This window comes from Pseudomonas sp. 91RF (assembly GCF_003576265.1).
Lineage (GTDB): Bacteria > Pseudomonadota > Gammaproteobacteria > Pseudomonadales > Pseudomonadaceae > Aquipseudomonas > Aquipseudomonas kribbensis.
In genome coordinates, this window is record NZ_QWFC01000032.1 from 208,306 (window position 1) to 229,097 (window position 20,792).

Consider the following 20,792-nt stretch of genomic DNA (forward strand, 5'->3'; position numbering starts at 1 on the left):
TATGCCTAGGCTTGGGGCACTTCAGGAAAAGACGTCGGCATCCTTGAACAAGGCCGCTGCCTGATCCTTGGCGGACAGTTTCGGTGCTTCGTCCAGTTGCCAGTCGATGCCCAGATCCGGGTCGTCCCAGCGAATGCTGCGCTCGGCCGACGGGGTGTAGTAGTCCGTGGTCTTGTAGAGGAATTCGGCGAATTCGCTCAGTACCACGAAACCATGGGCGAAGCCTTCCGGCACCCACAGCTGACGATGATTGTCGGCGGACAGACGTACGGCAACCCATTTGCCGAAGTGCGGCGAGCTGCGACGGATATCGACGGCCACGTCGAGCACTTCACCGGCCGTGACGCGGACCAGTTTGCCCTGGGTGTTTTCCAGTTGGTAATGCAAACCGCGCAGGACGCCTTTTTGCGAGCGGGAATGGTTGTCCTGGACAAATTGTGTATCCAGGCCGGTCGCGTCCTGAAAAGCCTTGGCGTTGAAGCTTTCGTAGAAGAAGCCGCGCTCGTCACCAAATACCTTGGGTTCGATGATCAGAACACCGGGCAGGTCGGTGGTGATTACATTCATGAAAATTTTCCAGTGGCGGGTGTGGATGGCCGACATTCTTGCGCAAAGTGCCGGTGGGTGCGAGTGCAGACTTGCAAATATGCCCGCCACACAGCGCACGGGGGACGGATGGTCGGGGGGTTGCTTATCGCCCGAAGCAGTGGCGATATAGGCGCCTAATAAAATTTCAGGGGTCGTTCCATGTCGTTCGCCACGTTGATTCACCGCGCCAGTCTTCCAGGCCCACGGGTCACTGCAGAGCAGGCCTTGCAGGTACTGTCGCAGCATTACGGGCTGGGCGGCACGTTGCAGGCGCTGGGCAGTCAGCAGGACCTCAACTATCGCGTGGACAGTGAGCGTGGGCGGTTCGTGCTGAAGATCTGCCGGGGCGACTATTCGCTGGTGGAGTTGCAGGCCCAGCACGCCGGCCTGAAGTATCTGGCGGAACATTGCGATGTCCATGTTCCCCGGGTCATCCCGGCCAATGACGGCCAGGACCTGTTGTCGCTGGAGATCGGCGGTGAAGCGGTGCACGTGCGGCTGCTCGATTACATCGAAGGTCAGCCGCTGACCGCGCTCGATCATCTTGGCCATGAAGTCGTCGCCGGATTCGGTCGGCTCTGCGGCGAAATGGACCTGGCCCTGGCCGGGTTCGACCATCCGGGACTCGAACGCACCTTGCAGTGGGACGCGCGCCACGCCAGCGCACTGATCGAACATCTGCTGCCGGTGATCGGGGATCAGCACCAGCGCGCCCTGATCGCCGAGGCCGCGGAGCAGGCCGGGCGCCGTCTGCAACCGTTGCTGGAAAAACTGCCGGTGCAGGCGATCCACATGGACATCACCGACGACAACGTGGTCTGGCAACGTGATGCCCGGCGGCACTGGCAGTTGCAGGGCGTCATCGATTTCGGCGATCTGGTGCGTACCTGGCGCATCACCGATCTGTCGGTCACCTGTGCCGCGTTGCTGCATCACGCCGGGGGCGATCCGTTTGTGATCCTGCCGGCGGTGCAGGCCTATCACGCGGTCAATCCGCTGCAACACGAAGAATTGCAGGCGCTGTGGCCGTTGATCGTGGCGCGGGCGGCGGTGCTGGTGCTCAGTGGCGAGCAACAGGTCAGCATCGATCCGGGCAATACCTACAGCCGCGACAACCTTACTCATGAGTGGGAAATCTTCCGGGTCGCGACGTCGGTACCACTGGCGCTGATGGAGGCGGCGATTCTCTCGGCGGTCGGGCAGGCATTGCCGGCCATCGACAGTGAAGGCTTCGTGCCGTTGTTGCCGGGGCTGGTCGGGCGCGAGTTCGCGCTGATCGATCTGGGTGTGTTGAGCGCGCATTTCGAGGCCGGTAACTGGGAACAGCCAGGCATCGATCAACGCCTGCTGAATGAAGCCGCCGCGATACATGGTCTGGCCGCCAGTCGATACGGGCAGTACCGTTTGTCCCGCACCCGGCCGGACAGCGCCGAGGAACCAGAGACGTTTCCGCTGCACGTCGAATTACGTGTGCCTCAAGGGACAGCGGTCGAAGCGCCGTTTGCCGGCGTTCTGCACCTGTCGGCTGACGGCGCGCTGCGACTCGACGGCCCGCAACTGAGCCTGCGTCTGTGGGGTGTGACGCCGTCGTTGCAGGGCGGTGCGGCGCTGGTCAAAGGACAGGTGCTCGGTTCGGTGGACGGGCCGCTGATTGTGCAACTGGTCCGCGATGCGCATCTGGAGGTGCCGCTGTTCTGTACGTCGACCCGCGCGCCGGCGTGGCAGGCGTTGTCCCCATCGCCGGCAGCACTGCTGGGCCTGGCCTGCGACGCCGAGCCGGAGCTGGACGCGAAAACCCTGCTGGCCCGCCGTGACGCCAGTTTCGCCCGCACTCAAAAACACTATTACGTCGACCCGCCGCGTATCGAACGCGGCTGGCGCAATCACCTGATCGACATGCAGGGCCGTTCCTACCTCGACATGCTCAACAACGTCGCGGTGCTCGGGCATGGTCATCCGCGCATGGCGGCGGTCGCGAGCCGGCAGTGGTCGCTGCTCAACACCAACTCGCGATTCAACTATGCGGCGGTCGCGGAGTTTTCCGAACGCTTGCTGAAGCTGGCGCCGGACGGCATGGACCGGGTGTTCCTGGTCAACAGCGGCAGCGAGGCCAACGATCTGGCAATCCGTCTGGCCTGGGCCTACAGCGGCGGGCGTGACATGCTCAGTGTGCTGGAGGCCTATCACGGCTGGACGGTCGGTGCGGACGCGGTATCGACGTCGATTGCCGATAACCCGCAAGCCCTGAGCAGCCGTCCGGAGTGGGTGCACCCGGTGACTGCGCCGAATATCTATCGCGGCGAATTCCGTGGCCTCGATTCGGCACCGGACTATGTGCGCAGCGTTGAACACAACCTGGCGAAAATCGACGCGCAGAAACGGCAACTGGCCGGGTTCATCTGCGAGCCGGTCTACGGCAATGCGGGAGGGATCTCGCTGCCGCCGGGTTACCTGAAGAAAGTCTATGAGTTGGTGCGCGCCCGGGGCGGGGTGTGCATCGCCGACGAGGTGCAAGTCGGCTACGGGCGCATGGGGCACTTTTTCTGGGGCTTCGAAGAACAAGGGGTGGTGCCGGACATCATCACCATGGCCAAAGGCATGGGCAACGGCCAGCCGCTGGGCGCGGTGATTACCCGTCGGGAAATCGCCGAGGCGCTGGAGGCCGAGGGTTACTTCTTCTCGTCCGCCGGCGGCAGTCCGGTGAGCTGCCAGATCGGCATGGCGGTGCTCGATGTCATGGAAGAAGAAAAGCTCTGGGAAAACGCCCAGGTCGTCGGCGGGCACTTCAAGCAGCGGCTGGAGGCGTTGATCGATAAACATCCGCTGGTCGGCGCGGTGCATGGCTCGGGGTTCTATCTGGGGGTCGAACTGATCCGCAATCGGCAGACCCTGGAGCCGGCAACCGAAGAAACCACGTTGCTGTGCGATCGCCTGCGGGAGCTGGGGATTTTCATGCAGCCGACCGGCGATGACCTGAACATCCTCAAGATCAAACCGCCGATGGTCACCTCGCGCCAGAGTGTGGATTTCTTTGTCGACATGCTGTCGAAGGTGCTGGAAGAAGGCCTCTAAGCCTGTTGCAGTTCGATTAATACCGATTTCTATCGGTATTAATCGGCAAAAACAAAACTCGGTATTTGTTTTTAGCTTTTAAAGTCGATATTTATCGTTTATAAAGTCGCCATCGTCCGTCGTCCAAACCTGTTCGGCGCGTTGAACAACCTCGACCGTTCCCTGGAGTCCTGATCGACATGACCACCTTGAAAAGTACCCCACGCGCCGATGGCTTTTACATGCCGGCCGAATGGGCGCCGCAAACCCAGACCTGGATGATCTGGCCCGAGCGTCCGGACAACTGGCGTCTGGGCGGCAAGCCGGCGCAGGCCGCTCATGCTGCCGTGGCCAAGGCCATCGCGCGATTCGAACCGGTGACCGTTGCAGTGTCCGCCGGCCAGTACGAAAACGCTCGCGCGCGCCTCGATGTACCGAATATCCGCGTGGTCGAGATGTCCAGCGATGACGCCTGGGTCCGCGACAGCGGTCCGACCTTCGTGATCAACAACAGCGGCGAAGTGCGCGGTGTGAACTGGGACTTCAACGCCTGGGGCGGTTTTGACGGCGGTCTGTATTCGCCGTGGAACCGCGATTCCCAGGTCGGCGGCAAGATCCTCGAGATCGAGCGCAGCCCACGCTATCGCACCGAAGGCTTCGTGCTGGAAGGCGGTTCGATTCACGTCGACGGTGAAGGCACCCTGATCACCACCGAGGAATGCCTGCTCAACCGCAATCGCAACCCGCACCTGGGCCGCGAAGAAATCGAAGCGGTGCTGCGCGACAACCTGTCGGTGGACAAGATCATCTGGCTGCCGGATGGCCTGTTCAACGACGAAACCGACGGCCATGTGGATAACTTCTGCTGCTACGTGCGTCCGGGCGAAGTGCTGCTGGCGTGGACCGACGATCCGCAGGACCCGAACTACCCGCGTTGCCAGGCCGCGATGAAAGTGCTGGAAAGCAGCACCGACGCCAAGGGTCGCCCGTTCACGGTGCACAAGATGCCGATCCCGGGGCCGCTGTTTGCCACCGAAGAGGAATGCGCGGGCGTGGATCCGGTGGACGGCACTCAGGAGCGCAACCCGAGCGTGCGTCTGGCCGGTTCCTACGTGAACTTCCTGATCGTCAATGGCGGCATCATCGCGCCAAGCTTCGACGACCCGATGGACGCTCCGGCCCGGGAGATCCTGCAGAAGCTGTTCCCGCAACACGAAGTGGTGATGGTGCCAGGCCGCGAACTGTTACTGGGGGGCGGCAACATTCACTGCCTTACCCAACAGCAACCCGCGCCGCACAAAGAGTGAGTGCGGATGTAACAGCTTGAGTTGATTGGAAAATCGACCGGGCAGTCATTTGTTGCCCACGCTTGAAGAGAAACCCGCAGCCCGTCAGGACTGCGGGTTTCTTTATGTCCGCTGGTCGACAATTTCATTACGTTGGCATAGCTCTTGTATCGCTCATGACGCACTAGGGAGGGGGGAGAACTTCAACAGTTCTGTCATAAACCTTGGATAACGTAGCCGCTCACGAACGGGGAGAGAGCGCTGAAATGAACGCCGAAGTGAACGTAATCAGCGAGCGGACGTTGCATCCCATGGCTGTAAATAGTGAGTCGCTCCAGATTGTCGCGCACTGGTTGAAGTCCAATGGAACGCGTCAGATCAGGGAACCTGATCCGCGCCGGATGATGATCGAGCGTTACCCCGCTGGCCTGTTCAGCGAGGCCGAACTGGATGCACTTTGGGATGTGATGGAAGGATAAGAAGAACAAACAAGGATTGTAAAAAGCGCTGCCGGGATGGCAGCGCTTTTTTTATGGGCGCGAATCAGAAGCTGTAGGTGCCGGTCATGACCAGGCTGCGCGGTGCGCCCGGCTGGATCTGGAAGGCGCTGGTGGCCGACGAGTAATACTCGCGGTCGGTGATGTTGTTCAGCGCTGCACGCAGGTCCCAGTCCTTGTGGCGGTAGCCGACCAGGGCGTCCCAGCGACCGTAGCCCGGCAACACGGTGGTGTTGGCGTTGTCGGCGTAACGCTGGCCGACCAGGGTCAGGCCGGTTTCGCCGTACCAGCCCATCTCCGGTTTCCAGGTCAGGAACAGGCTGCCGTTGTGCTTGGCGACGTTGTTGACACGTTTGCCTTCCAGGCCGTTGTTGTCCTTCTCGATGGTCGCGTCCTGCACGCCGACGCCGCCGCGCACGTACCAGTTGCCGACGATCTTGCCGGTGCCGGTCAGTTCGATCCCGCGTGAACGTTGCAGGCCGCTGAGTACGGTCAGAGTCGGGTCGTTCGGATCAGTGGTGCGGCGGTTGTAGAGCTCCAGCTCGTAGATCGCCAGGGTGGTGCTCAGGCGATCGTCGAGCCAGTCGCTCTTGACCCCGATTTCTTTTTGCTTGGTCAGCTCTGGACTCAGGTCGTTGGTGTTGCCGGCCGCGCCCGGGGTGATGCCGATCAGGCCGCCACCGACCGGCGAGAAGGTCTTGGTCCACGAAGCGTAGAACGAGTGATTCTGCAACGGCGTCCAGACCACGCCGAAACGCGGGCTGGTGCTGTGGCTGTCACGGTCTTCGGAAATGTTGCGCAGCTTGTTGGTCGACTCGATGTCGAAGGTGTCGTAGCGCAGGCCGGCCAGCAGTTGCCATTGATCGTTCAGACGCAGTTGATCCTGAACGTAGATCGCGCGGCTTTCGACTTCAGTGTGGCTGCTGCTCGACACCTGCATGCGTCCGGTGTGGCGCAGGCCGCGGTTGGGGTTGTACAGGTCCAGCGACGGCACCGGCTGAGTGCCCCGGCCGGTGGCCGCGTTGTACAGCGTCGGGTCGCGACGCTGGCTGCCGGTTTCGATCCCGGTCAGCAGGCGATGCTCGAGGCCGAAGGTGTCGAAGCCGCCTTCCAGTTCGACGTTGTTGTAGACGTTGCGGGTGGTCAGGTCCTGTTGCCAGTGCTGGCGGGTGACCTTGTTGGTCTTCTTGTCGAAACCGGTGAGGTAGGTGTTGTCGAAATCGCTGTCTAGCTTGAACACACCGAGGGTGTGGCGCAGTTGCCAGTTGTCGTTGAGTTCATAGCTGAGTCGCGAGCGCAGGGATTGCGTCTTGTCGTCGATGAAGTCGTGATCGTTGCCGTAGGTCGTGTCCCGGCCAACGTCGGCCGGACGCCCGTTAACCCCGGGAATGCCGCGATCCGGCGTGCGGTTGTAGCGGCTGTATTCGTATTGCACCAGCCAGTTGAGGTCAGGCGTGAGCTGCCAGCTCATCGACGGCGCGAACAATTTACGGTTGCCGCTGACGCCGTCGCGGAAGCTGTTCTCGTCCATGTTGCCCATGTTCAGGCGCAGGCTGATGTTCTCGCTCGGGTCGGCGCTGAGGTCGGCGTACAGGCTGCGCAGATCATCGCTGCCGCCCTGGGCCTCGATGGTCGAGCGGCGACCGGCCTCGGGTGCCTTGCTGACGCGATTGACGATCCCGCCCTGGCTGCCACGGCCGTACAGCACGGCGGCGGGGCCCTTGAGCACTTCGACGCGTTCGATGTTGTGCAAGTCGCGCTTGTACTGGCTGTCGTCGCGGATGCCGTCCAGATAGAAGTCGTTGCTGGCATCGAAACCACGGATGCGCAGGCTGTCGAAGCGCGTGTCGCCTCCACCGCTGACGTTGGGAATCCCGCTCAGGGCGTCTTCGATGTCATTGATGCCGTAATCCGCGACGTTGGCGGTCTTGATCGAGTCGATCGCCTGAGGCACATAGCGCACCGGGGTGGAGGTACGGGTCGCGGTGTTGCTGACTTTTACGCGTGGGTCGTCAGCCTGCGCTTCGGCGCTGATCGACGTGGCGGGAAGCTCGGTCGCGGAGTAGGCGAAACCGGAGGACAAAAAGGCAGAAAGCCCAAGCGTGACGGGCGTGAGACGGAACGGGGCAGGCATTGAAAAGCGCATCCGAAAGGTTGGAAGAATTCGAGCGCGCGAATGGTAATGCTTTGCATTTGCTTCCGTTAATTATTCCGGAAAAGTTCCGTGGTTTGATTGTGTCAATTTGTTTCTGGTTTGTATCTGCGTGGATAACGACTGCATTCGACCGATTGCCGAAACAGACTGAAAGCCATTCCGGCGTTTTTCCGCAACCGCCGAGGGACTAACGTGGCTGCCATCGATTTCCCGGAGTTTTCAGATGATCCTTCACTACATTTACGACCCTCTGTGCGGCTGGTGCTACGGCGCCAAACCGCTGGTACAGGCCGCACAACAAGTGCTGCCGGTGATCGCCCACGCGGGCGGCATGATGACCGGTGCCAACCGCCAGAGCGTTTCACCGCAACTGCGCAATTACGTGATGCCCCACGACCGGCGCATTGCCGAGTACACCGGACAACCGTTCGGTGAAGCCTATTTCGAAGGCCTGTTGCGTGATCACACGGCGGTATTTGATTCCGCTCCGCCGATTGCCGCAGTCATGGCAGCGCAAAGCATCGATGGGCGTGGCCTGGAACTGCTGGGTCGTCTGCAAACCGCACACTATGTAGAAGGCCGGCGAATTGCCGATGAGGCCGTGCTTGTGGAATGCGCGGTCGAGCTTGGCTACGAGACGGAAGTTTTCCTCAAAACCCTGCAAGCAACCGACACCGATCAACACATCAAGAACAGCCGCGCATTGTTGGCGAAACTCGGCGGCCAGGGCTTTCCGACCTTTGCGCTGGAACAGGACGGCCAGTTCACCCTGATCGATATCGGCCCGTGGCTCGGCAAACCGCAGGCGTTTGCACAATGGTTGAGCGAGTCGATTCCGTCGGTTCCCGACGCGCAAGCCGTGCCGGTCTGTGGCCTCGACGGTTGTGCATGACCGGACATCAAATCCCTGATTACAGGCATTTCCCCGCACGCAGCTTTCGAAAAATTTACTTTTATTAGACGATTTTTGCCTATTTAAAGACGATTCTTGAAATTGACACATTGTTCAGGGCGCGGCTACGATTCGGCCCAACGCCTGTGGCTAACCGCCATGACTCAAAATCAGGAGCAGGCCCGCCATGACATTGTCTTGGCGGGCCTTTTTGTTTCGGGGTGAATAAAAGAGTGCATCAAGCGCCGTTTCAGCCGTTCGACACAGCGCGTTTCAACCCGTAATAAGGAAAACAAAATGTTGAACAAGCGGATCAGTCTGATCGCATTGGGGATGTTGAGCGCCACTCAGGCCATGGCTAACGACCAGGCCGAGTCCAAGGGTTTTGTTGAAGACAGCAGCCTGAAAGTGCTGCTGCGCAATGCCTACATCAATCGTGACTACAAAGACGGCAACAAGGACAAATCCGAGTGGGGCCAGGCGGCCATCGGTACGTTCTCGTCCGGTTTCACCCAGGGTACTGTCGGTGTCGGCGTTGACGCCTTCGGCCTGTACGCCCTGAACCTGGAGCGCAGCGAAGATCGCAGCGGTGCCGGCGGCATCGACTTCTTCAAGAAGGGCGACAGCGGCAAACCGGCAAACGATCTGTCCAAGGGCGGCGCAGCGGTGAAATTCCGCCTGTCCAACACCACCCTGACTTACGGTGACCAGATGCCGGCCCTGCCGGTGCTGAACTACGACAACTCGCGTCTGCTGCCGGAAAGCTACACCGGTACCTTGATCACTTCCAAAGAGATCAAAGGTCTGCAACTGGATGCCGGTCGTTTCACCGCCGAGTCGCGCAAGAGCGCTGAAGGCCGTGACAGCGGTGGTCTGAAGTCGATCAACGTGTTGGGCGGTAGCTACCAGTTCACCGAACAGTTCAAGGCTGCGCTGTACGCTTCCGACGTCGAAGACGTGCTGAAGAAGCAATACGTGAACGCCAACTACGTGTTCCCGATCGACAAGGATCAGTCCCTGACCCTGGACTTCAACGGTTACCGCACCAAGCTGGACAACTCCTATGTCCGCGAGAACGGTGTGACCGGCGACGACAACAAGATCTGGAGCCTGGCAGCAACCTTCGCCACCGGCCCGCACTCGTTCACCGTGGCGCACCAGCGTTCCACCGGCGACAGCAACCTGGGTTACGCCTACGGCGGCTACCAGAAAGGTCAGGGTCGCGTGGGTGACGGTGGCAACACCATCTACCTGGCCAACTCCTACTGGTCGGACTTCAACGCTGAAGACGAGCGCAGCTGGCAACTGGGTTACGGCCTGGACTTCGGCGCATTCGGCGTACCGGGTCTGAGCTACAACTTCGCGTACGTGCGTGGTGACAACATCACCACGTCCACCAGCGAAGGCGGCACCGAGCGCGAAATCTTCAACCAGTTCAAGTACGTCGTGCAAAGTGGCCCGGCCAAAGACCTGAGCGTGAAAGTACGTAGCTCGATCCTGCGTGTTTCGCAGAAATCCAGCGAATACAACGTCAGCGGCAACGAGCTGCGTGTGTTCGTGGATTACCCGATCAACATCTTCTGATGATCGGTTGAACCCGCGAAAAGCGATAAAAAACCCCGACTGGTTCGGGGTTTTTTTTTGACGGTTTTTCTGAAAAAAACATGAAAACCCGTGTTTTTGTCATTTGAAATGCACTTTCAGGCCGTTTCAAATCGCGTTTCAAACAGGGCTTTAAATGCCTGAAATTCTTTCTCATGGACGCAAATTCTCCACCTAATAGATTAGGCCGCTCAATGCAGCGGAGAATTTGGTAATGATCGTTTTAACCAGAGAAGTGGGCGAATCGCTACGGCGCGACAAGTACGCCAATGTGCAGGGTGCTGACTTCAATCTCTACGGTCATTTCGCCGACTTCGTCAGACTGACCAAAAGTTGGGAAAACATGGAGCCTGACAGTTACTACGGTCAGGCCGAAGCCGGCATGCGTTACCGTCGTTACAGCGACTTTGAATACAACCCCAAGACGCGAGAGCTGAAGCAGCTGGAACATCGCGCGTACGTGCAGTCCAAGGAGAACAACGCCTACGTGGGCGGCGTTGTGCGGCACTTTCAGGACTTCTCGGACGAAGTCATCGAATCGCCCGTGATGCGCAGCCTGATCGACACCGATTTCGAAGTGTACAAAAGCGTGCTGCCGGAAGAGCTGCACGATGAAATCTGGCAATGCCAGATCCATCAGATCCGCATCGAGATCAAACCGGGCAAACAACTGGAAATCACGCCGGAAGGCATTCACTGCGACGGTTATCCGTTCAGCGGTGTGCACTTCTGGGGTCGCAACAATGTCGAGGGTGCCGAAAGCCGCCTGTACGACATTCACGAGCAGCAACTGGCGTCGACCACCTACCAGGAAATCCTCGACACCACTTACTTCCTCGACCGCGACATGCGCCACTACGTGACACCGGCGCGCAATACCCACTCCCATGCCATGGCGTATCGGCAGATTCTGGCGATTTCCTTCTCGCGGCCCGGGACCGCTTTCGACATTGTTCGCTAATCAGATCACCCAAATCGACGGCGTCGAATGCTCGACGCCGGTGGTGCTGCGGCGCGCGACGGCCAAGGACGCGCAGCGCATGGAGCGCTTCTTCCGCCAGTTCGACGAAGTGTCGTTCTGTGAATGGCAGGACGCCAAGTGTCTGCGCGGCGTGCTGATCCAGAAAACCACCACGGCGTATCTAGCCTTCGACGTCGAAGGCGAGATCGTCGGTGCGGTGCTGGGCGGCATGCTCGGCAGTCGCGGCACCATCAACCATCTGGCGGTCAGCCTGCGCTATCGCAGCCAGGGCGTCGGCCAGCGACTGGTGGAAGCGGCGTCGGCCGACATGAAACGGGTCGGTGTGCTGCGGATGTTCCTGTTCGTCGATGATGCTAACCTCGCGGGCAAGCGTTTCTGGACTGCCCAGGGTTTCTGCGAACCTCACGGCGAACGGACATTTGAGAGGGATCTATGAATGAAACATCCGGCAGTGCGCCGCTGATGGTCGACCGTCAGCCGTCGCGCACGTTTGCCGAAGCCAGCCCGGTGGTGGCCGGTTATTTCACCGTGTCTTTCGTGTTCGGGCTGATGGCGGTCAACGCCGGGCTGCCGCTGTGGCTGCCGGTGGCAATGTGTCTGTTCGTGTATGCCGGGGCTTCGCAGTTCGCGGCGCTGGCGCTGATCAGCAGCGGGGCGTCGCTGACCACCATCGTGCTGACCACGTTTCTGATCAACGCGCGGCACATGCTGATGTCGGTCTACATGGCGAAGGCCCTGCGGGCGCTGGGCCTGAGCCGCATGGAGCGCTGGTGCTACGCCGGCGGTCTGACCGACGAATCGTTCGCCTTCCACAGCGTCAAGCTCGGCACCGGTGCCCCGGTGAACATCCGTTATCTGATCGGCTTCAACCTGTTCTGCCACACCTCCTGGGTGATCGGCGGATTGCTCGGCGCCCTGTGCGCGCAGTACGCCTCGCACCTGATCAAATACCAGCTCGACTACGCGCTGACTGCGATGATGCTCTACGTGCTGGTTTCGCTGTGCAACACCCGCAACAAACTCATCGCCGCCCTGGCCGCTGTGGTCTGCATGGGCGCTCTGAGCCTGGTCGGCAGCTCGCCGTTCAACGTTTTCATCGCCACGTTCGTGGGTTGCGGAGTGGGTGTATGCCTGACCAAACGTTCCTGATTCTGGTGGTCGCGCTGATGATGGCCGTGACCTTTCTGCCACGGGCCTTGCCGTTGCAGGTCAACACCGAGCACTGGCCGCCCTTCGTCGCCCGGGCGCTGGAATACCTGCCGGTGGCGATCGTCGCTGCGATCAGCCTGACACCCTTGTTGATCAAGGATCAGCACATACAGCTCGATCGCCCGGAATTCTATGCAGCGATTCCGACGCTGTTATGTGCGTATTTCAGCAAAAACCTCTTTCTCAGTGTGGCGGTTGGGACGGCTGCGTACATTGCGCTCGGCTCGTTCATGTAGCGGCAGATCGACCACGTCGTTCAACGCCTGGCCGGACAGATCCGGATTGTTCACCGCCAGGCGCACTTCGAGGAAATCCTCGAACCCGGGGAAAATCGTCAGGCCGTTCTTCTGCGCGGCCTCGCGGGAGACCATGCCGACGGCGTCCATCTGCGTGATGAGCGACAGGGTCAGCGTTTCGCTGCAGGAATAAATCGTCCGCTGGCTGTTCTCGTGATTGCCCAGCCCGGCGTCGAGAAAACGCAAGAAGCTGTGGGAATACGGGCAATCTTCTGCAGGACGCACCTGAAACTTGTTGCCGAGCAACGTCAGCGGATCGTTCTCCTGACCGCAGTGCGCGCCGACCACCTGCACCTGCACATCCGGCAGGACAATGCTCGGCAATCCCGGACGCTGCGGACCGATCAGCACCGCGAGGTCGAAGTCTTCGTTCTTCAGCTTGCTGAGATTTTCCATCGACTCGGCGTAGCTGAATTCCATCTGGTAGTCGGGGAACACATCGATCAGGCGCCCGATCAAGCGCCGGTTGAAATCCGGGTCCAGCGTGGTGTTCAACGCCACTTTCAACGTGCGCTGTCCTGGCACCTTCAATGCCTCGACTTTCTCTTCCATCTGCCGCGTGGCTATCAGCACTCTGTCCATATAGGGCGTCAGCTCCGTGCCTTGCGGCGTCAGCGTCAGGCCCTTGTTGGAACGGCGAAACAAGCGGAAACCGAACTGTTCTTCGACCTTGTTCAACTGCGCGGCCAGGGCCTGCACGGTCAGGCACGAATGCTCGGCTGCGGCCGACAAGGAGCCGGTCTGCACGATGCGCATGAGGTTGCGTAAGGTTCTGCTATCCATGGGTAATGCCCTCTGAAGTGGGCTGGGTATTGTTGTGTACGTGACGGCCTGAACGGCTCCATTTGCCGGCTATATTCCTGTACCTGAGCATAGTTGTCGCGCAATTAGTAGCGAATTGATGTCCCTGCCGATGGCTGGAGGCTGACACAGGATCGGGGTTTTTGGTGACGTGGGGGTGATTGGGGTCAAAAAAAGTGCACGGTTTGGGTGCGTTTGGCCGGGTTCATCAAGAGAAACGACTGACAGGGTTCACACGTTATGCCTGCACGGTGAGCAGATTCATCTCAGGGAAATTGGCGATTGGGCTGATAGCGGACCTTTGTCAAAGCGGATGAAATGGCAGTGAGTTACGACGGTGAGGCCCCGTATATCAACTTCACATTGACCCAAAACGAATCCACTGACCACAATGCAGAGGTGGCGCCGATGTAGCTACAAAATCACAATGAGGTAATTGAAATGGGTGCACTACTGAAAACCACCGATGTGCGTTGCCGCATTGATGAGGATTTGAAGGCGCGTGCCACTGAGGTTTTGAACGCTTGCGGGCTCAGTATTAGTGATGCCATGCGTCTGTTTCTCCGTCAGGTCGTTGCGACCCAAGGCTTGCCCTTTGAGGTGCGCGTCCCTTCAGAGAAGACCGCCCGCGCGATGATGGAAGCACGAGATATTCGCCAGCGTTTCGACTCGATAGACGAGATGCTGAGGGCCGCCGATGGCGAAACCGGAGAAAAGACAAAAACGCGCTGAACGGCCTAAGCAGGCTTCACAAACGTCCGAGTTCAAGAAGTCTTGGGATCGTTACGAGCGTGCCGGGCGTCGAGATATGAATGAAGTTCGTAAGGTGATGGTCATGTTGTTTTTGGGCGAACAGTTGCCTGCGGAGTATGTGGATCATGCTCTGAACGGTGATTGGTCTGGATTTCGCGAGTGTCACATCGGCGGTGACTTTTTGATGATTTACGAAAACACACGCCCAGATTTGATCACCTTCGTCGACTTGGGTACTCACTCTGAACTGTTCAAATAGCGCGCACAAAAAAGCCGACATCACTGTCGGCTTTTTTGTTGAAGTTGCTCGATATTGTGCGCTCTCAAGCAGGGGAGAAGAGGTCTCACCCGAACGCTGATTTTCAGGTCATCAACGGGGTTCCTAACGCCGGCTATCGCCACCTGATGGCAGCCGGTTTCGCGCTCTTGGGGGGATTCTCTGTCACAGAACTTCGGCTTGTCAATTCATTACACCACCTCACAAATGAAGTACCCCACCCCTACTTTTTCCCCTCCCGGCTCACGCCTAAATTGAGCTCCAACACCTGACCATCATCCCGAGGGCAGGTCACTGGAGTCGTCGTCATGCCATTTGTCAGCGTACGCATCACCCGCGACGGTGTTACCCGTGAGCAGAAAGCTCAGGTGATCGCCGAAATCACTGAAACCCTGGAACGCGTCCTCAACAAACGCCCGGACCTGAGCCACATCGTGATCGAAGAAGTCGACACCGATAACTGGGGCTACGCCGGCATCACCACCACCGAATACCGCCGGCAACTGGCGGAGCGGAATCAATCCTGACCGCGCCCGCTGTCTTGTCGATCACAATCAATCTGTTGAGGATTTCATCATGAGCAATTCGAAAAAAACCATCGTTATCACCGGTGCTTCTCAAGGTCTGGGAGAAGGCATGGTCAAGGCCTTCCGTGATCTGGGCTACAACATCGTCGCCACTTCGCGCTCGATCAAACCGTCGAATGACCCACAGATCCTGACCATCGCCGGTGACATCGGCGACCCGGCTACTGCTCAACGCGTGATCAGCGAAGGCGTGACTCGCTTCGGTCGTATCGACACCCTGGTCAACAACGCCGGCATCTTTGTCGCCAAACCGTTCACCGCCTACACCGCGGAAGACTACGCGGCGGTGCTGTCGGTCAACCTCAACGGCTTCTTCTACATCACCCAACTGGCCATCGCCGAAATGGAAAAACAGGGCAAGGGCCACGTGGTCAACATCACCACCAGCCTGACCGACCACGCGGTCGACGGCGTGCCCTCGGTCCTCGCTTCCCTGACCAAGGGCGGCCTAAACGCCGCCACCAAATCCCTGGCCATCGAATACGCCAAACGCGGGATCCGGGTGAATGCGGTATCGCCGGGCATCATCAAGACGCCGATGCACGGCGAAGAAACCCACGCGGCACTGGGTGCGCTGCATCCGGTCGGGCACATGGGCGAAATCGACGATATCTCGCAGGCGGTGGTGTATCTCGATAACGCGAACTTTGTGACAGGCGAGATTCTGCATGTGGATGGCGGGCAGAGCGCCGGGCACTGATTGATGTGGGAACACAAAGCCCTTGCAGAAATGCGAGGGCTTTTTTGTGGGCGACGGTTTACGGATCCGGAATCAGGACTTTGACTGCGTCATCGACCAGCGCCTTGCTCAACTCCTGCAAGTATTGCGAAGCGCAGGCGTGGAGTTCCGGGTCGTTGGCGGCAGAAGTATCTGACGTGAGCAGTTTGGAAATGTGGAGCAGATGTGATGCGTGGGAAAGGGCGGTGACAACCGGGACGCCGGGGTTGGTGCGGAAGAGGGCGTGGTTGGATTGAAAAGAGAACTGGGTGAGACCGAGGGTTTTCAGATCTTGGGGATTGGTCATGGCTTCACCTACCGCTTGCTGGAAGGTGGAAAGGGCAGATTTTGGACGGATCGATGCTAATCATTTGTGAAACTCCCTGTATCAAATGAGCGCTGCCAATTCGTTCTCAGGCGAAAGGGTGGCAGCTATGCGCAGGCTGAGAAACCGGAGATACAGGAACCCGGCAGGCCCGAAGACCTCCCACGCACAGCCGCCATTACACGGAATTGCAGGCATAAAAAAGCGCCGGCAATCGTGGGTTGGGGCGCTGGTGCGCCTGGATCTTACGCGGGTTATCAGGCCCGGTCGCTGAATTGGCAGCGACGGGTTTGACGGTAGCGTGGGGGGAGGGTTGAGCGCAATCGTGGCCAGGTGGTGGCGGGGCTGATGTTCTTGGAAGAAACCTATAGCCTTTGATCACGAAGCAACTGAAGGAGGAAATCAGCGATGATCAATGAACTGGAGCAATTCCAGCAGGACTTGCTGGACTCTGTCCACCAAATGAAGGCGGGAAAAACTGCTCGTGTGACAGAGGTGCCACTCTCGGCGGCCGCTGAAGTGCAGGATGTTACAGGATTGGAAGTAGGGTCGCAGGCAGCCGACAGCTGCGGCACAGACATTGTTACGTGTTGCGAGCCAGCATCCGGAAGCATTGCGGGATTTGCAGCCAGCCTGAGGTGAAATCGTCTACCGATTGTTCCGATTAAAACTGGCAATACGGTTGCTGATGATCGGAGATGTGGACGTTTTGTGGACACTCCAGAAACAACAAAGCCCCTGCATTTCTGCAGGGGCTTCGTTTTGTATGGTGCCGGCACCAGGAATCGAACCCGGGACCTACTGATTACAAGTCAGTTGCTCTACCATCTGAGCTATACCGGCGTGTGGGCGACGATTATAGCGACTGGGTTGGTTCTGTAAACCCCTGAATTCTGACTATTTTTGCGCGGGCTTGGATCAGGCTCGGCGCAGGACGTTGCGCAGTTTCTGGATCGCTCGCCAGGCGCGGTTGTTCTGGAGGGCGCGCAGTTGGGCTTCGGCGTGTTCGGCGCGTTGCGTGGCGGCGCTGATTTGCGCCAGGGCTTCGGCTTCGCCGGGGCTGACGGGGTGGGCGAAGGGGTGGCCGAGGCACAGCTGGAAGTTGTCGAGCTGGCAGGGCGGCATGTCGAAGGCCGGTTTGAGGTTCAGGTGTTCGTCGGCCAGGAAGTAGCTGTTGAGGCCGTCGAAGCAGACGTTGGTGTAGCTCGCGTCGGTGATCAGGTGTTCCCAGGTGTGGTCGCGTTCGAACGGGGTTTCGATGAGGATGATCCACGGGCGGAAGCGGCTGAAGTCCATGCCGCGCAGCACGGTTTCTTCATGGCCTTCGACGTCGATTTTCAGGAAGTGGATTTCGCGGCCGGCGGCGTGTTCTTCGCAGATCGAGGTCAGGGTGCGGGCCTTGACGGTGAGGCTGCGCACATCGAGGCCAAGGTCGCGACGCTCCTGGGCGGTGACGGGGTCGGCGGTGGACAGGCCGGTGCCGGGAATGCCGTAGAAGGTCACTTCGCCGGGTTCATCGCTGGCGATGCATTGCAGCGTGGTGTCGCGGGGGCGCTGCTGGCGCAGGGCGTCGTGGAAGTTCTGCATCGGCTCGACGTTGATGCCGCTCCAGCCGCGATCATAGAACGCCTTGGTTACCGAATCGTGGATCGGGTCGTTTGCGCCGACATCTATATAGAAGCCGTTCTCGAAGAATTTAAGGGCGCGCCACAGGCGGATGTCTTCGAAATTCTGTGCGTAAGAGATGAACGTCACGGTCGCTCCCTGTCGGTCAGGTTCTTCTTGTTCGTGCGTGCGCTGCCGGCACGGTGTGAGCCTGTATAGCAAGGGTGGTTGGCCGGTGCAATTGTCCGCTCCCCCCGTCCGCGATTCGGCGGTTATGTCCTTTTGCTTGGGGGCTTATGCACAACGGGCTTTGAAGAGGGCGGGCTTAGAGGGGATTTTGTGGACGGGTTCTCATTTGATGTGCAAATCCCTGTTTTACCGGTTTTTTATTTGTGTGAACAAAAAATGACCAAGGCTGTTAATGGCTTGAAACAGCCGTGGATATTGGATCCACGAGAATTCCATCAACAGAGTTATCCACAGGCTGTAAAGATTTAAACGCGTTCGGCCAGCAGCAGGAAATTGCGCGGTGTGAGCGGCGCTTCGCAGAAGGTGCCGAGGCGTACGACGTATCCCTGCTCGGTGAGGAAAAGTGCCCGATCAAGGTTCAGCCAAAGCTCCAGCGGGCGTCGGAACAGTCCTCGCAGCAATTCCAGGTTGCGAACTTCGGCCAACCGCTGCCAACCGGCGGCTTCCAGTGCCGGCCAATTCTGCTCGCCGACTGTGGATAACTCTTTCAGCGATGCCAAGTCGCGGCAGAAATCGGCGAACGGTTTTTCCAGCCATGCGCTTGGCAGGGAAGGTGTCGGCAGGTATTCCTCGACGCCGCGCACTTGCCGTTGCAGCAGATCGAAAGCCAGTCGGCGGGCCATGGAAGTATCGCGTTGACGTCGGACGCGGGCACCGGCGGTGACGGTTTCGCTCATCGGCAGCGACAGATCTTCCAGTGAGAGCTGTAGGGCAGAGCGCGAGCCGGCGCAGGACAACGCCTGATATTCCGTGCGACTGATCCGGTTATAGCAACACGGTGCGATCGCCAATTGTCGACATCCAGTCGCCGAAGCCAGTTGCATCAGTCGCACATGCAAGTCACCGCAAGCGTGCAGGGCGACAGGTGTGTGTTCGCTGTTCAGCAATAAAGCCGTGTCCGCCGCGAGCACATCCTGCTCGACATGCAGCGCATGCAGGTGATGACGCTCACTCAGCGCCTGGCCGCTGGCGACCAGCGCCGGGTCATATTCCAGACAAGTGAGTTGCTGGCCAGCGCCGAGCAGGCGCCGACCCAAATGGCCTTTACCCGAACACCAGTCCAGCCAGTGCTTCGGTTGTGAGGCAAACGACAAGCGGCTGGCGAAGGCCTCGATCTGCTGCCATTTGCGCCCCGGTACGTCGACATTCAGGCGATGGCCGGCAGCTTCCAGTGACCGTGTGGGCAATTCACCCACCGCACCCAGTTCAAGCGACAACGCCGCCAATGAAGCAAAGGGCTCCGGTGCATCCAAAAGCTCGGCAGGGTTGTTGTGAGCGTTTTCCGCATCTTCCAGCGAGCGTCCACGTAGCCAAGAGGCCAGCTCCGGGTTGGACGCTTCCCAGGGAAGTTGCAGGTGAGTAAACGGGCGAGGCTTCCAGAGCGCCTGATGTGCTGTGAGAAATGTATCCAGTGCCGTGAAACGGGCGAGTAGGGCCTCGCCCGTCAGCACGTCAGAAGAATCAGCGTCCCTGGCACGCATCGACGCGCAGCCAGCGTTCCAGCAGTTTGAAACCGCGAACCAGCACGTAGGCCATCACCAGGTAGAACAAGCCGGCAGCGAAGAAGATCTCCACCGGCAGGTAAGTGCGGGCAATGATCGTACGGGCCATGCCGGTCAATTCCAGCAGCGTCACGGTGCTGGCCAGGGCGCTGGCCTTGAGCATCAGGATCACTTCGTTGCTGTAGGCCGGCAGACCGATGCGCGCAGCGCGCGGCAGGATGATGTAGAACAGCGCTTTCGGTCGGGACATGCCCAGTGCCCGCGCTGCTTCGATTTCACCCGGCGGAATCGCCTGGATCGCGCCGCGCAGGATCTCGGCGATGTACGCCGCAGTGTGCAGGGTCATGGTCGCGGTCGCGCACCAGAACGGATCGCGCAGGTATGGCCACAGCGCGCTGCTGCGCACCGCGTCGAACTGCGCCAGGCCGTAATAGACCAGGAACAGTTGAACCAGCAGCGGTGTGCCACGGAAAAAGAAGATGTAGGCGTAGGGCAACGAACGCACATACCACAGCTTCGAAGAGCGGGCGATGCCCAGCGGAATTGCCAGCAGCAGACCGGCGATGACGGCGATGGCCACCAGTTCCAGAGTCAGGGTCGCGCCCTGCGCCAGTTTCGGCAGCCACTTGATGATGACTTCCCAGTTCATTGAGCGCTCCTCGCGAAGCCGCGGGCGGCGCGTTTTTCCAGGAAGTGCATGCCGGTCATCGCCAGCACCGTCAGGCACAGGTACATGAGGGCGGCGACCATGTAAAAGGTGAACGGCTGTTTGGACACCGTCACGCCGATCTGCGCGTGACGCATGATTTCTTCCAGGCCGATGACCGACACCAGCGCGGTGTCCTTCATCAGGATCATGAACAGGTTGCCCAGACCGGGCAGGGCGATGCGCCACATCTGCGGCATGATCAGCTTGGTGAAGATCCGCCATTTCGACAGGCCCAGGGCCACGCCGGCCTCACGGTGGCCCTTGGGAATGGCGAGGATCGCGCCTCGGAACACTTCCGTGGCGTAGGCGCCGAAGCACAGACCCAGCGCGATGACGCCGGCGGCGAAGGCGCTGAGTTCCAGTTCGGGATTGCCGAAGAACTCTCCGAGCGCGCGCATGGCGTTGACCGTACCGAAGTAGATCAACAGCACCCAGAGCAATTCCGGGACGCCGCGCACCAGGGTCGAATAAGTGCCGCCAAGCCATTGCAGCGGCTTGTACGGGGAAGTCTTGGCCAGGGCGCCGAGCAGACCGAGCACCAGCCCGAGGCACAGGGCCGTCAGTGCCAGTTTGACGGTCATCAGCGCGCCGGCGGCGAGCGCCGGGCCGAATCCGTAGAGGTCGATAATCATGGATTTCTTTTCAAATCGCGGCAGGCAAGGCCGGGAGCCTGCACCGTCGGATGACGGCGCAGGTCCCGCACGTCAG

The 20,792-nt window shown here is 59.6% G+C and carries 21 protein-coding genes, 1 tRNA gene and 1 pseudogene; 14 read left to right on the plus strand and 9 right to left on the minus strand.

Annotated elements, in window-relative coordinates:
- Positions 1-21: 21 nt before the first annotated feature.
- Positions 22-567, minus strand: a complete 546-nt coding sequence (gene rfbC / locus DXT77_RS17985; RefSeq protein ID WP_119428632.1) for a dTDP-4-dehydrorhamnose 3,5-epimerase — start codon at positions 565-567, stop codon at positions 22-24.
- Between the two features lie 180 nt (positions 568-747).
- Here rfbC and DXT77_RS17990 point away from each other — a divergent pair, with 180 nt between their 5' ends.
- The 3 genes from DXT77_RS17990 (at position 748) to DXT77_RS18000 (ending at position 5,404) form a co-directional block, all read left to right on the plus strand.
- The gene (locus DXT77_RS17990; protein WP_119428633.1) at positions 748-3,660 is read left to right on the plus strand and encodes an aminotransferase; all 2,913 of its coding nucleotides are present in this window, start codon (positions 748-750) and stop codon (positions 3,658-3,660) included.
- A gap of 179 nt (positions 3,661-3,839) precedes the next feature.
- Positions 3,840-4,946, plus strand: a complete 1,107-nt coding sequence (aguA, locus tag DXT77_RS17995) for an agmatine deiminase (protein WP_119428634.1) — start codon at positions 3,840-3,842, stop codon at positions 4,944-4,946.
- A gap of 245 nt (positions 4,947-5,191) precedes the next feature.
- Entirely contained in the window at positions 5,192-5,404 is a 213-nt protein-coding gene (locus DXT77_RS18000) for a hypothetical protein (RefSeq protein ID WP_065257771.1), read from the plus strand.
- A 64-nt stretch (positions 5,405-5,468) separates the two neighbouring features.
- Here the strand turns inward: DXT77_RS18000 and DXT77_RS18005 are convergent, their stop codons facing one another.
- The gene (locus DXT77_RS18005) at positions 5,469-7,556 is read right to left on the minus strand and encodes a TonB-dependent siderophore receptor (RefSeq protein WP_119428635.1); all 2,088 of its coding nucleotides are present in this window, start codon (positions 7,554-7,556) and stop codon (positions 5,469-5,471) included.
- 244 nt (positions 7,557-7,800) lie between these two features.
- On the opposite strand from DXT77_RS18005, the gene DXT77_RS18010 reads away from it, so the two are divergent.
- The 6 genes from DXT77_RS18010 to DXT77_RS18035 all read left to right on the plus strand — a co-directional run bounded on the left by DXT77_RS18010 (position 7,801) and on the right by DXT77_RS18035 (position 12,498).
- Complete coding sequence (locus DXT77_RS18010; protein WP_119428636.1) at positions 7,801-8,469, plus strand: DsbA family protein; 669 nt, start codon at positions 7,801-7,803, stop codon at positions 8,467-8,469.
- Between the two features lie 297 nt (positions 8,470-8,766).
- On the plus strand, positions 8,767-10,053 hold the full coding sequence (locus DXT77_RS18015; RefSeq protein WP_085733304.1) for an OprD family porin: 1,287 nt from the start codon (positions 8,767-8,769) through the stop codon (positions 10,051-10,053).
- Positions 10,054-10,285: 232 nt separating this feature from the next.
- Positions 10,286-11,032, plus strand: coding sequence for a 2OG-Fe dioxygenase family protein (locus DXT77_RS18020; RefSeq protein WP_114881035.1), 747 nt, complete (start codon positions 10,286-10,288; stop codon positions 11,030-11,032).
- Positions 11,033-11,111: 79 nt separating this feature from the next.
- Complete coding sequence (locus DXT77_RS18025) at positions 11,112-11,489, plus strand: GNAT family N-acetyltransferase (RefSeq protein ID WP_007952618.1); 378 nt, start codon at positions 11,112-11,114, stop codon at positions 11,487-11,489.
- Complete coding sequence (locus DXT77_RS18030) at positions 11,486-12,202, plus strand: AzlC family ABC transporter permease (protein ID WP_085608636.1); 717 nt, start codon at positions 11,486-11,488, stop codon at positions 12,200-12,202. The genes DXT77_RS18025 and DXT77_RS18030 overlap by 4 nt, the downstream gene beginning before the upstream one ends.
- Positions 12,181-12,498: an AzlD domain-containing protein gene (locus DXT77_RS18035; protein ID WP_007952614.1), complete on the plus strand. Its 318-nt coding sequence runs from the start codon at positions 12,181-12,183 to the stop codon at positions 12,496-12,498. The genes DXT77_RS18030 and DXT77_RS18035 overlap by 22 nt, the downstream gene beginning before the upstream one ends.
- On the opposite strand, the gene DXT77_RS18040 is transcribed toward DXT77_RS18035, so the two are convergent.
- Positions 12,415-13,341, minus strand: a complete 927-nt coding sequence (locus DXT77_RS18040) for a LysR family transcriptional regulator (protein WP_115076202.1) — start codon at positions 13,339-13,341, stop codon at positions 12,415-12,417. The genes DXT77_RS18035 and DXT77_RS18040 overlap by 84 nt on opposite strands.
- A 459-nt stretch (positions 13,342-13,800) precedes the next feature.
- On the opposite strand from DXT77_RS18040, the gene DXT77_RS18045 reads away from it, so the two are divergent.
- The 4 genes from DXT77_RS18045 (at position 13,801) to DXT77_RS18060 (ending at position 15,676) form a co-directional block, all read left to right on the plus strand.
- Positions 13,801-14,091 carry a type II toxin-antitoxin system RelB/DinJ family antitoxin gene (locus DXT77_RS18045; RefSeq protein ID WP_085712741.1) on the plus strand — a complete coding sequence of 97 codons (291 nt, stop codon included), beginning with the start codon at positions 13,801-13,803 and terminating at the stop codon, positions 14,089-14,091.
- Positions 14,057-14,371 carry a type II toxin-antitoxin system YafQ family toxin gene (locus tag DXT77_RS18050; RefSeq protein ID WP_119428637.1) on the plus strand — a complete coding sequence of 105 codons (315 nt, stop codon included), beginning with the start codon at positions 14,057-14,059 and terminating at the stop codon, positions 14,369-14,371. Before DXT77_RS18045 ends, DXT77_RS18050 begins: the two co-directional genes overlap by 35 nt.
- Before the next feature lie 326 nt (positions 14,372-14,697).
- The gene (locus DXT77_RS18055; RefSeq protein WP_119428638.1) at positions 14,698-14,916 is read left to right on the plus strand and encodes a 4-oxalocrotonate tautomerase family protein; all 219 of its coding nucleotides are present in this window, start codon (positions 14,698-14,700) and stop codon (positions 14,914-14,916) included.
- Positions 14,917-14,965: 49 nt separating this feature from the next.
- The gene (locus tag DXT77_RS18060; RefSeq protein WP_119428639.1) at positions 14,966-15,676 is read left to right on the plus strand and encodes an SDR family NAD(P)-dependent oxidoreductase; all 711 of its coding nucleotides are present in this window, start codon (positions 14,966-14,968) and stop codon (positions 15,674-15,676) included.
- 58 nt (positions 15,677-15,734) lie between these two features.
- On the opposite strand, the gene DXT77_RS18065 is transcribed toward DXT77_RS18060, so the two are convergent.
- Positions 15,735-16,001 (minus strand): DUF3077 domain-containing protein, encoded by a 267-nt coding sequence (locus tag DXT77_RS18065; RefSeq protein ID WP_119428640.1) that lies wholly within the window; start codon positions 15,999-16,001, stop codon positions 15,735-15,737.
- Between the two features lie 426 nt (positions 16,002-16,427).
- Here DXT77_RS18065 and DXT77_RS18070 point away from each other — a divergent pair.
- Positions 16,428-16,656 (plus strand): annotated as a pseudogene (locus DXT77_RS18070) (helix-turn-helix domain-containing protein).
- Positions 16,657-16,786: 130 nt separating this feature from the next.
- Here the strand turns inward: DXT77_RS18070 and DXT77_RS18075 are convergent.
- The 5 genes from DXT77_RS18075 to DXT77_RS18095 all read right to left on the minus strand — a co-directional run bounded on the left by DXT77_RS18075 (position 16,787) and on the right by DXT77_RS18095 (position 20,716).
- Positions 16,787-16,862 (minus strand) — tRNA-Thr (locus DXT77_RS18075).
- Positions 16,863-16,937: 75 nt separating this feature from the next.
- A complete protein-coding gene (locus tag DXT77_RS18080; RefSeq protein ID WP_119428641.1) occupies positions 16,938-17,774 on the minus strand; it encodes an FkbM family methyltransferase in 837 nt (278 codons plus the stop codon).
- A 344-nt stretch (positions 17,775-18,118) separates the two neighbouring features.
- Positions 18,119-19,354 carry a methyltransferase gene (locus tag DXT77_RS18085; protein WP_119428642.1) on the minus strand — a complete coding sequence of 412 codons (1,236 nt, stop codon included), beginning with the start codon at positions 19,352-19,354 and terminating at the stop codon, positions 18,119-18,121.
- Positions 19,335-20,024: an ABC transporter permease gene (locus tag DXT77_RS18090; protein WP_085712748.1), complete on the minus strand. Its 690-nt coding sequence runs from the start codon at positions 20,022-20,024 to the stop codon at positions 19,335-19,337. The genes DXT77_RS18085 and DXT77_RS18090 overlap by 20 nt, the downstream gene beginning before the upstream one ends.
- A complete protein-coding gene (locus tag DXT77_RS18095; RefSeq protein ID WP_085712749.1) occupies positions 20,021-20,716 on the minus strand; it encodes an ABC transporter permease in 696 nt (231 codons plus the stop codon). Before DXT77_RS18095 ends, DXT77_RS18090 begins: the two co-directional genes overlap by 4 nt.
- Between the last annotated feature and the right edge of the window lie 76 nt (positions 20,717-20,792).

Coding starts and splice junctions, on each gene's coding strand:
- DXT77_RS18085 (WP_119428642.1), bottom strand. CDS start 19,354: ATGCGTGCCAGGGACGCTGATTCTTCTGACGTGCTGACGGGCGAGGCC.
- DXT77_RS18020 (WP_114881035.1), top strand. CDS start 10,286: ATGATCGTTTTAACCAGAGAAGTGGGCGAATCGCTACGGCGCGACAAG.
- DXT77_RS18005 (WP_119428635.1), bottom strand. CDS start 7,556: ATGCCTGCCCCGTTCCGTCTCACGCCCGTCACGCTTGGGCTTTCTGCC.
- DXT77_RS18025 (WP_007952618.1), top strand. CDS start 11,112: ATGGAGCGCTTCTTCCGCCAGTTCGACGAAGTGTCGTTCTGTGAATGG.
- DXT77_RS18030 (WP_085608636.1), top strand. CDS start 11,486: ATGAATGAAACATCCGGCAGTGCGCCGCTGATGGTCGACCGTCAGCCG.
- DXT77_RS18040 (WP_115076202.1), bottom strand. CDS start 13,341: ATGGATAGCAGAACCTTACGCAACCTCATGCGCATCGTGCAGACCGGC.
- DXT77_RS18010 (WP_119428636.1), top strand. CDS start 7,801: ATGATCCTTCACTACATTTACGACCCTCTGTGCGGCTGGTGCTACGGC.
- DXT77_RS18060 (WP_119428639.1), top strand. CDS start 14,966: ATGAGCAATTCGAAAAAAACCATCGTTATCACCGGTGCTTCTCAAGGT.
- DXT77_RS18055 (WP_119428638.1), top strand. CDS start 14,698: ATGCCATTTGTCAGCGTACGCATCACCCGCGACGGTGTTACCCGTGAG.
- DXT77_RS18000 (WP_065257771.1), top strand. CDS start 5,192: ATGAACGCCGAAGTGAACGTAATCAGCGAGCGGACGTTGCATCCCATG.
- DXT77_RS18050 (WP_119428637.1), top strand. CDS start 14,057: ATGGCGAAACCGGAGAAAAGACAAAAACGCGCTGAACGGCCTAAGCAG.
- DXT77_RS17990 (WP_119428633.1), top strand. CDS start 748: ATGTCGTTCGCCACGTTGATTCACCGCGCCAGTCTTCCAGGCCCACGG.
- DXT77_RS18035 (WP_007952614.1), top strand. CDS start 12,181: ATGCCTGACCAAACGTTCCTGATTCTGGTGGTCGCGCTGATGATGGCC.
- DXT77_RS18095 (WP_085712749.1), bottom strand. CDS start 20,716: ATGATTATCGACCTCTACGGATTCGGCCCGGCGCTCGCCGCCGGCGCG.
- DXT77_RS18015 (WP_085733304.1), top strand. CDS start 8,767: ATGTTGAACAAGCGGATCAGTCTGATCGCATTGGGGATGTTGAGCGCC.
- DXT77_RS18090 (WP_085712748.1), bottom strand. CDS start 20,024: ATGAACTGGGAAGTCATCATCAAGTGGCTGCCGAAACTGGCGCAGGGC.
- DXT77_RS18065 (WP_119428640.1), bottom strand. CDS start 16,001: ATGACCAATCCCCAAGATCTGAAAACCCTCGGTCTCACCCAGTTCTCT.
- rfbC (WP_119428632.1), bottom strand. CDS start 567: ATGAATGTAATCACCACCGACCTGCCCGGTGTTCTGATCATCGAACCC.
- aguA (WP_119428634.1), top strand. CDS start 3,840: ATGACCACCTTGAAAAGTACCCCACGCGCCGATGGCTTTTACATGCCG.
- DXT77_RS18045 (WP_085712741.1), top strand. CDS start 13,801: ATGGGTGCACTACTGAAAACCACCGATGTGCGTTGCCGCATTGATGAG.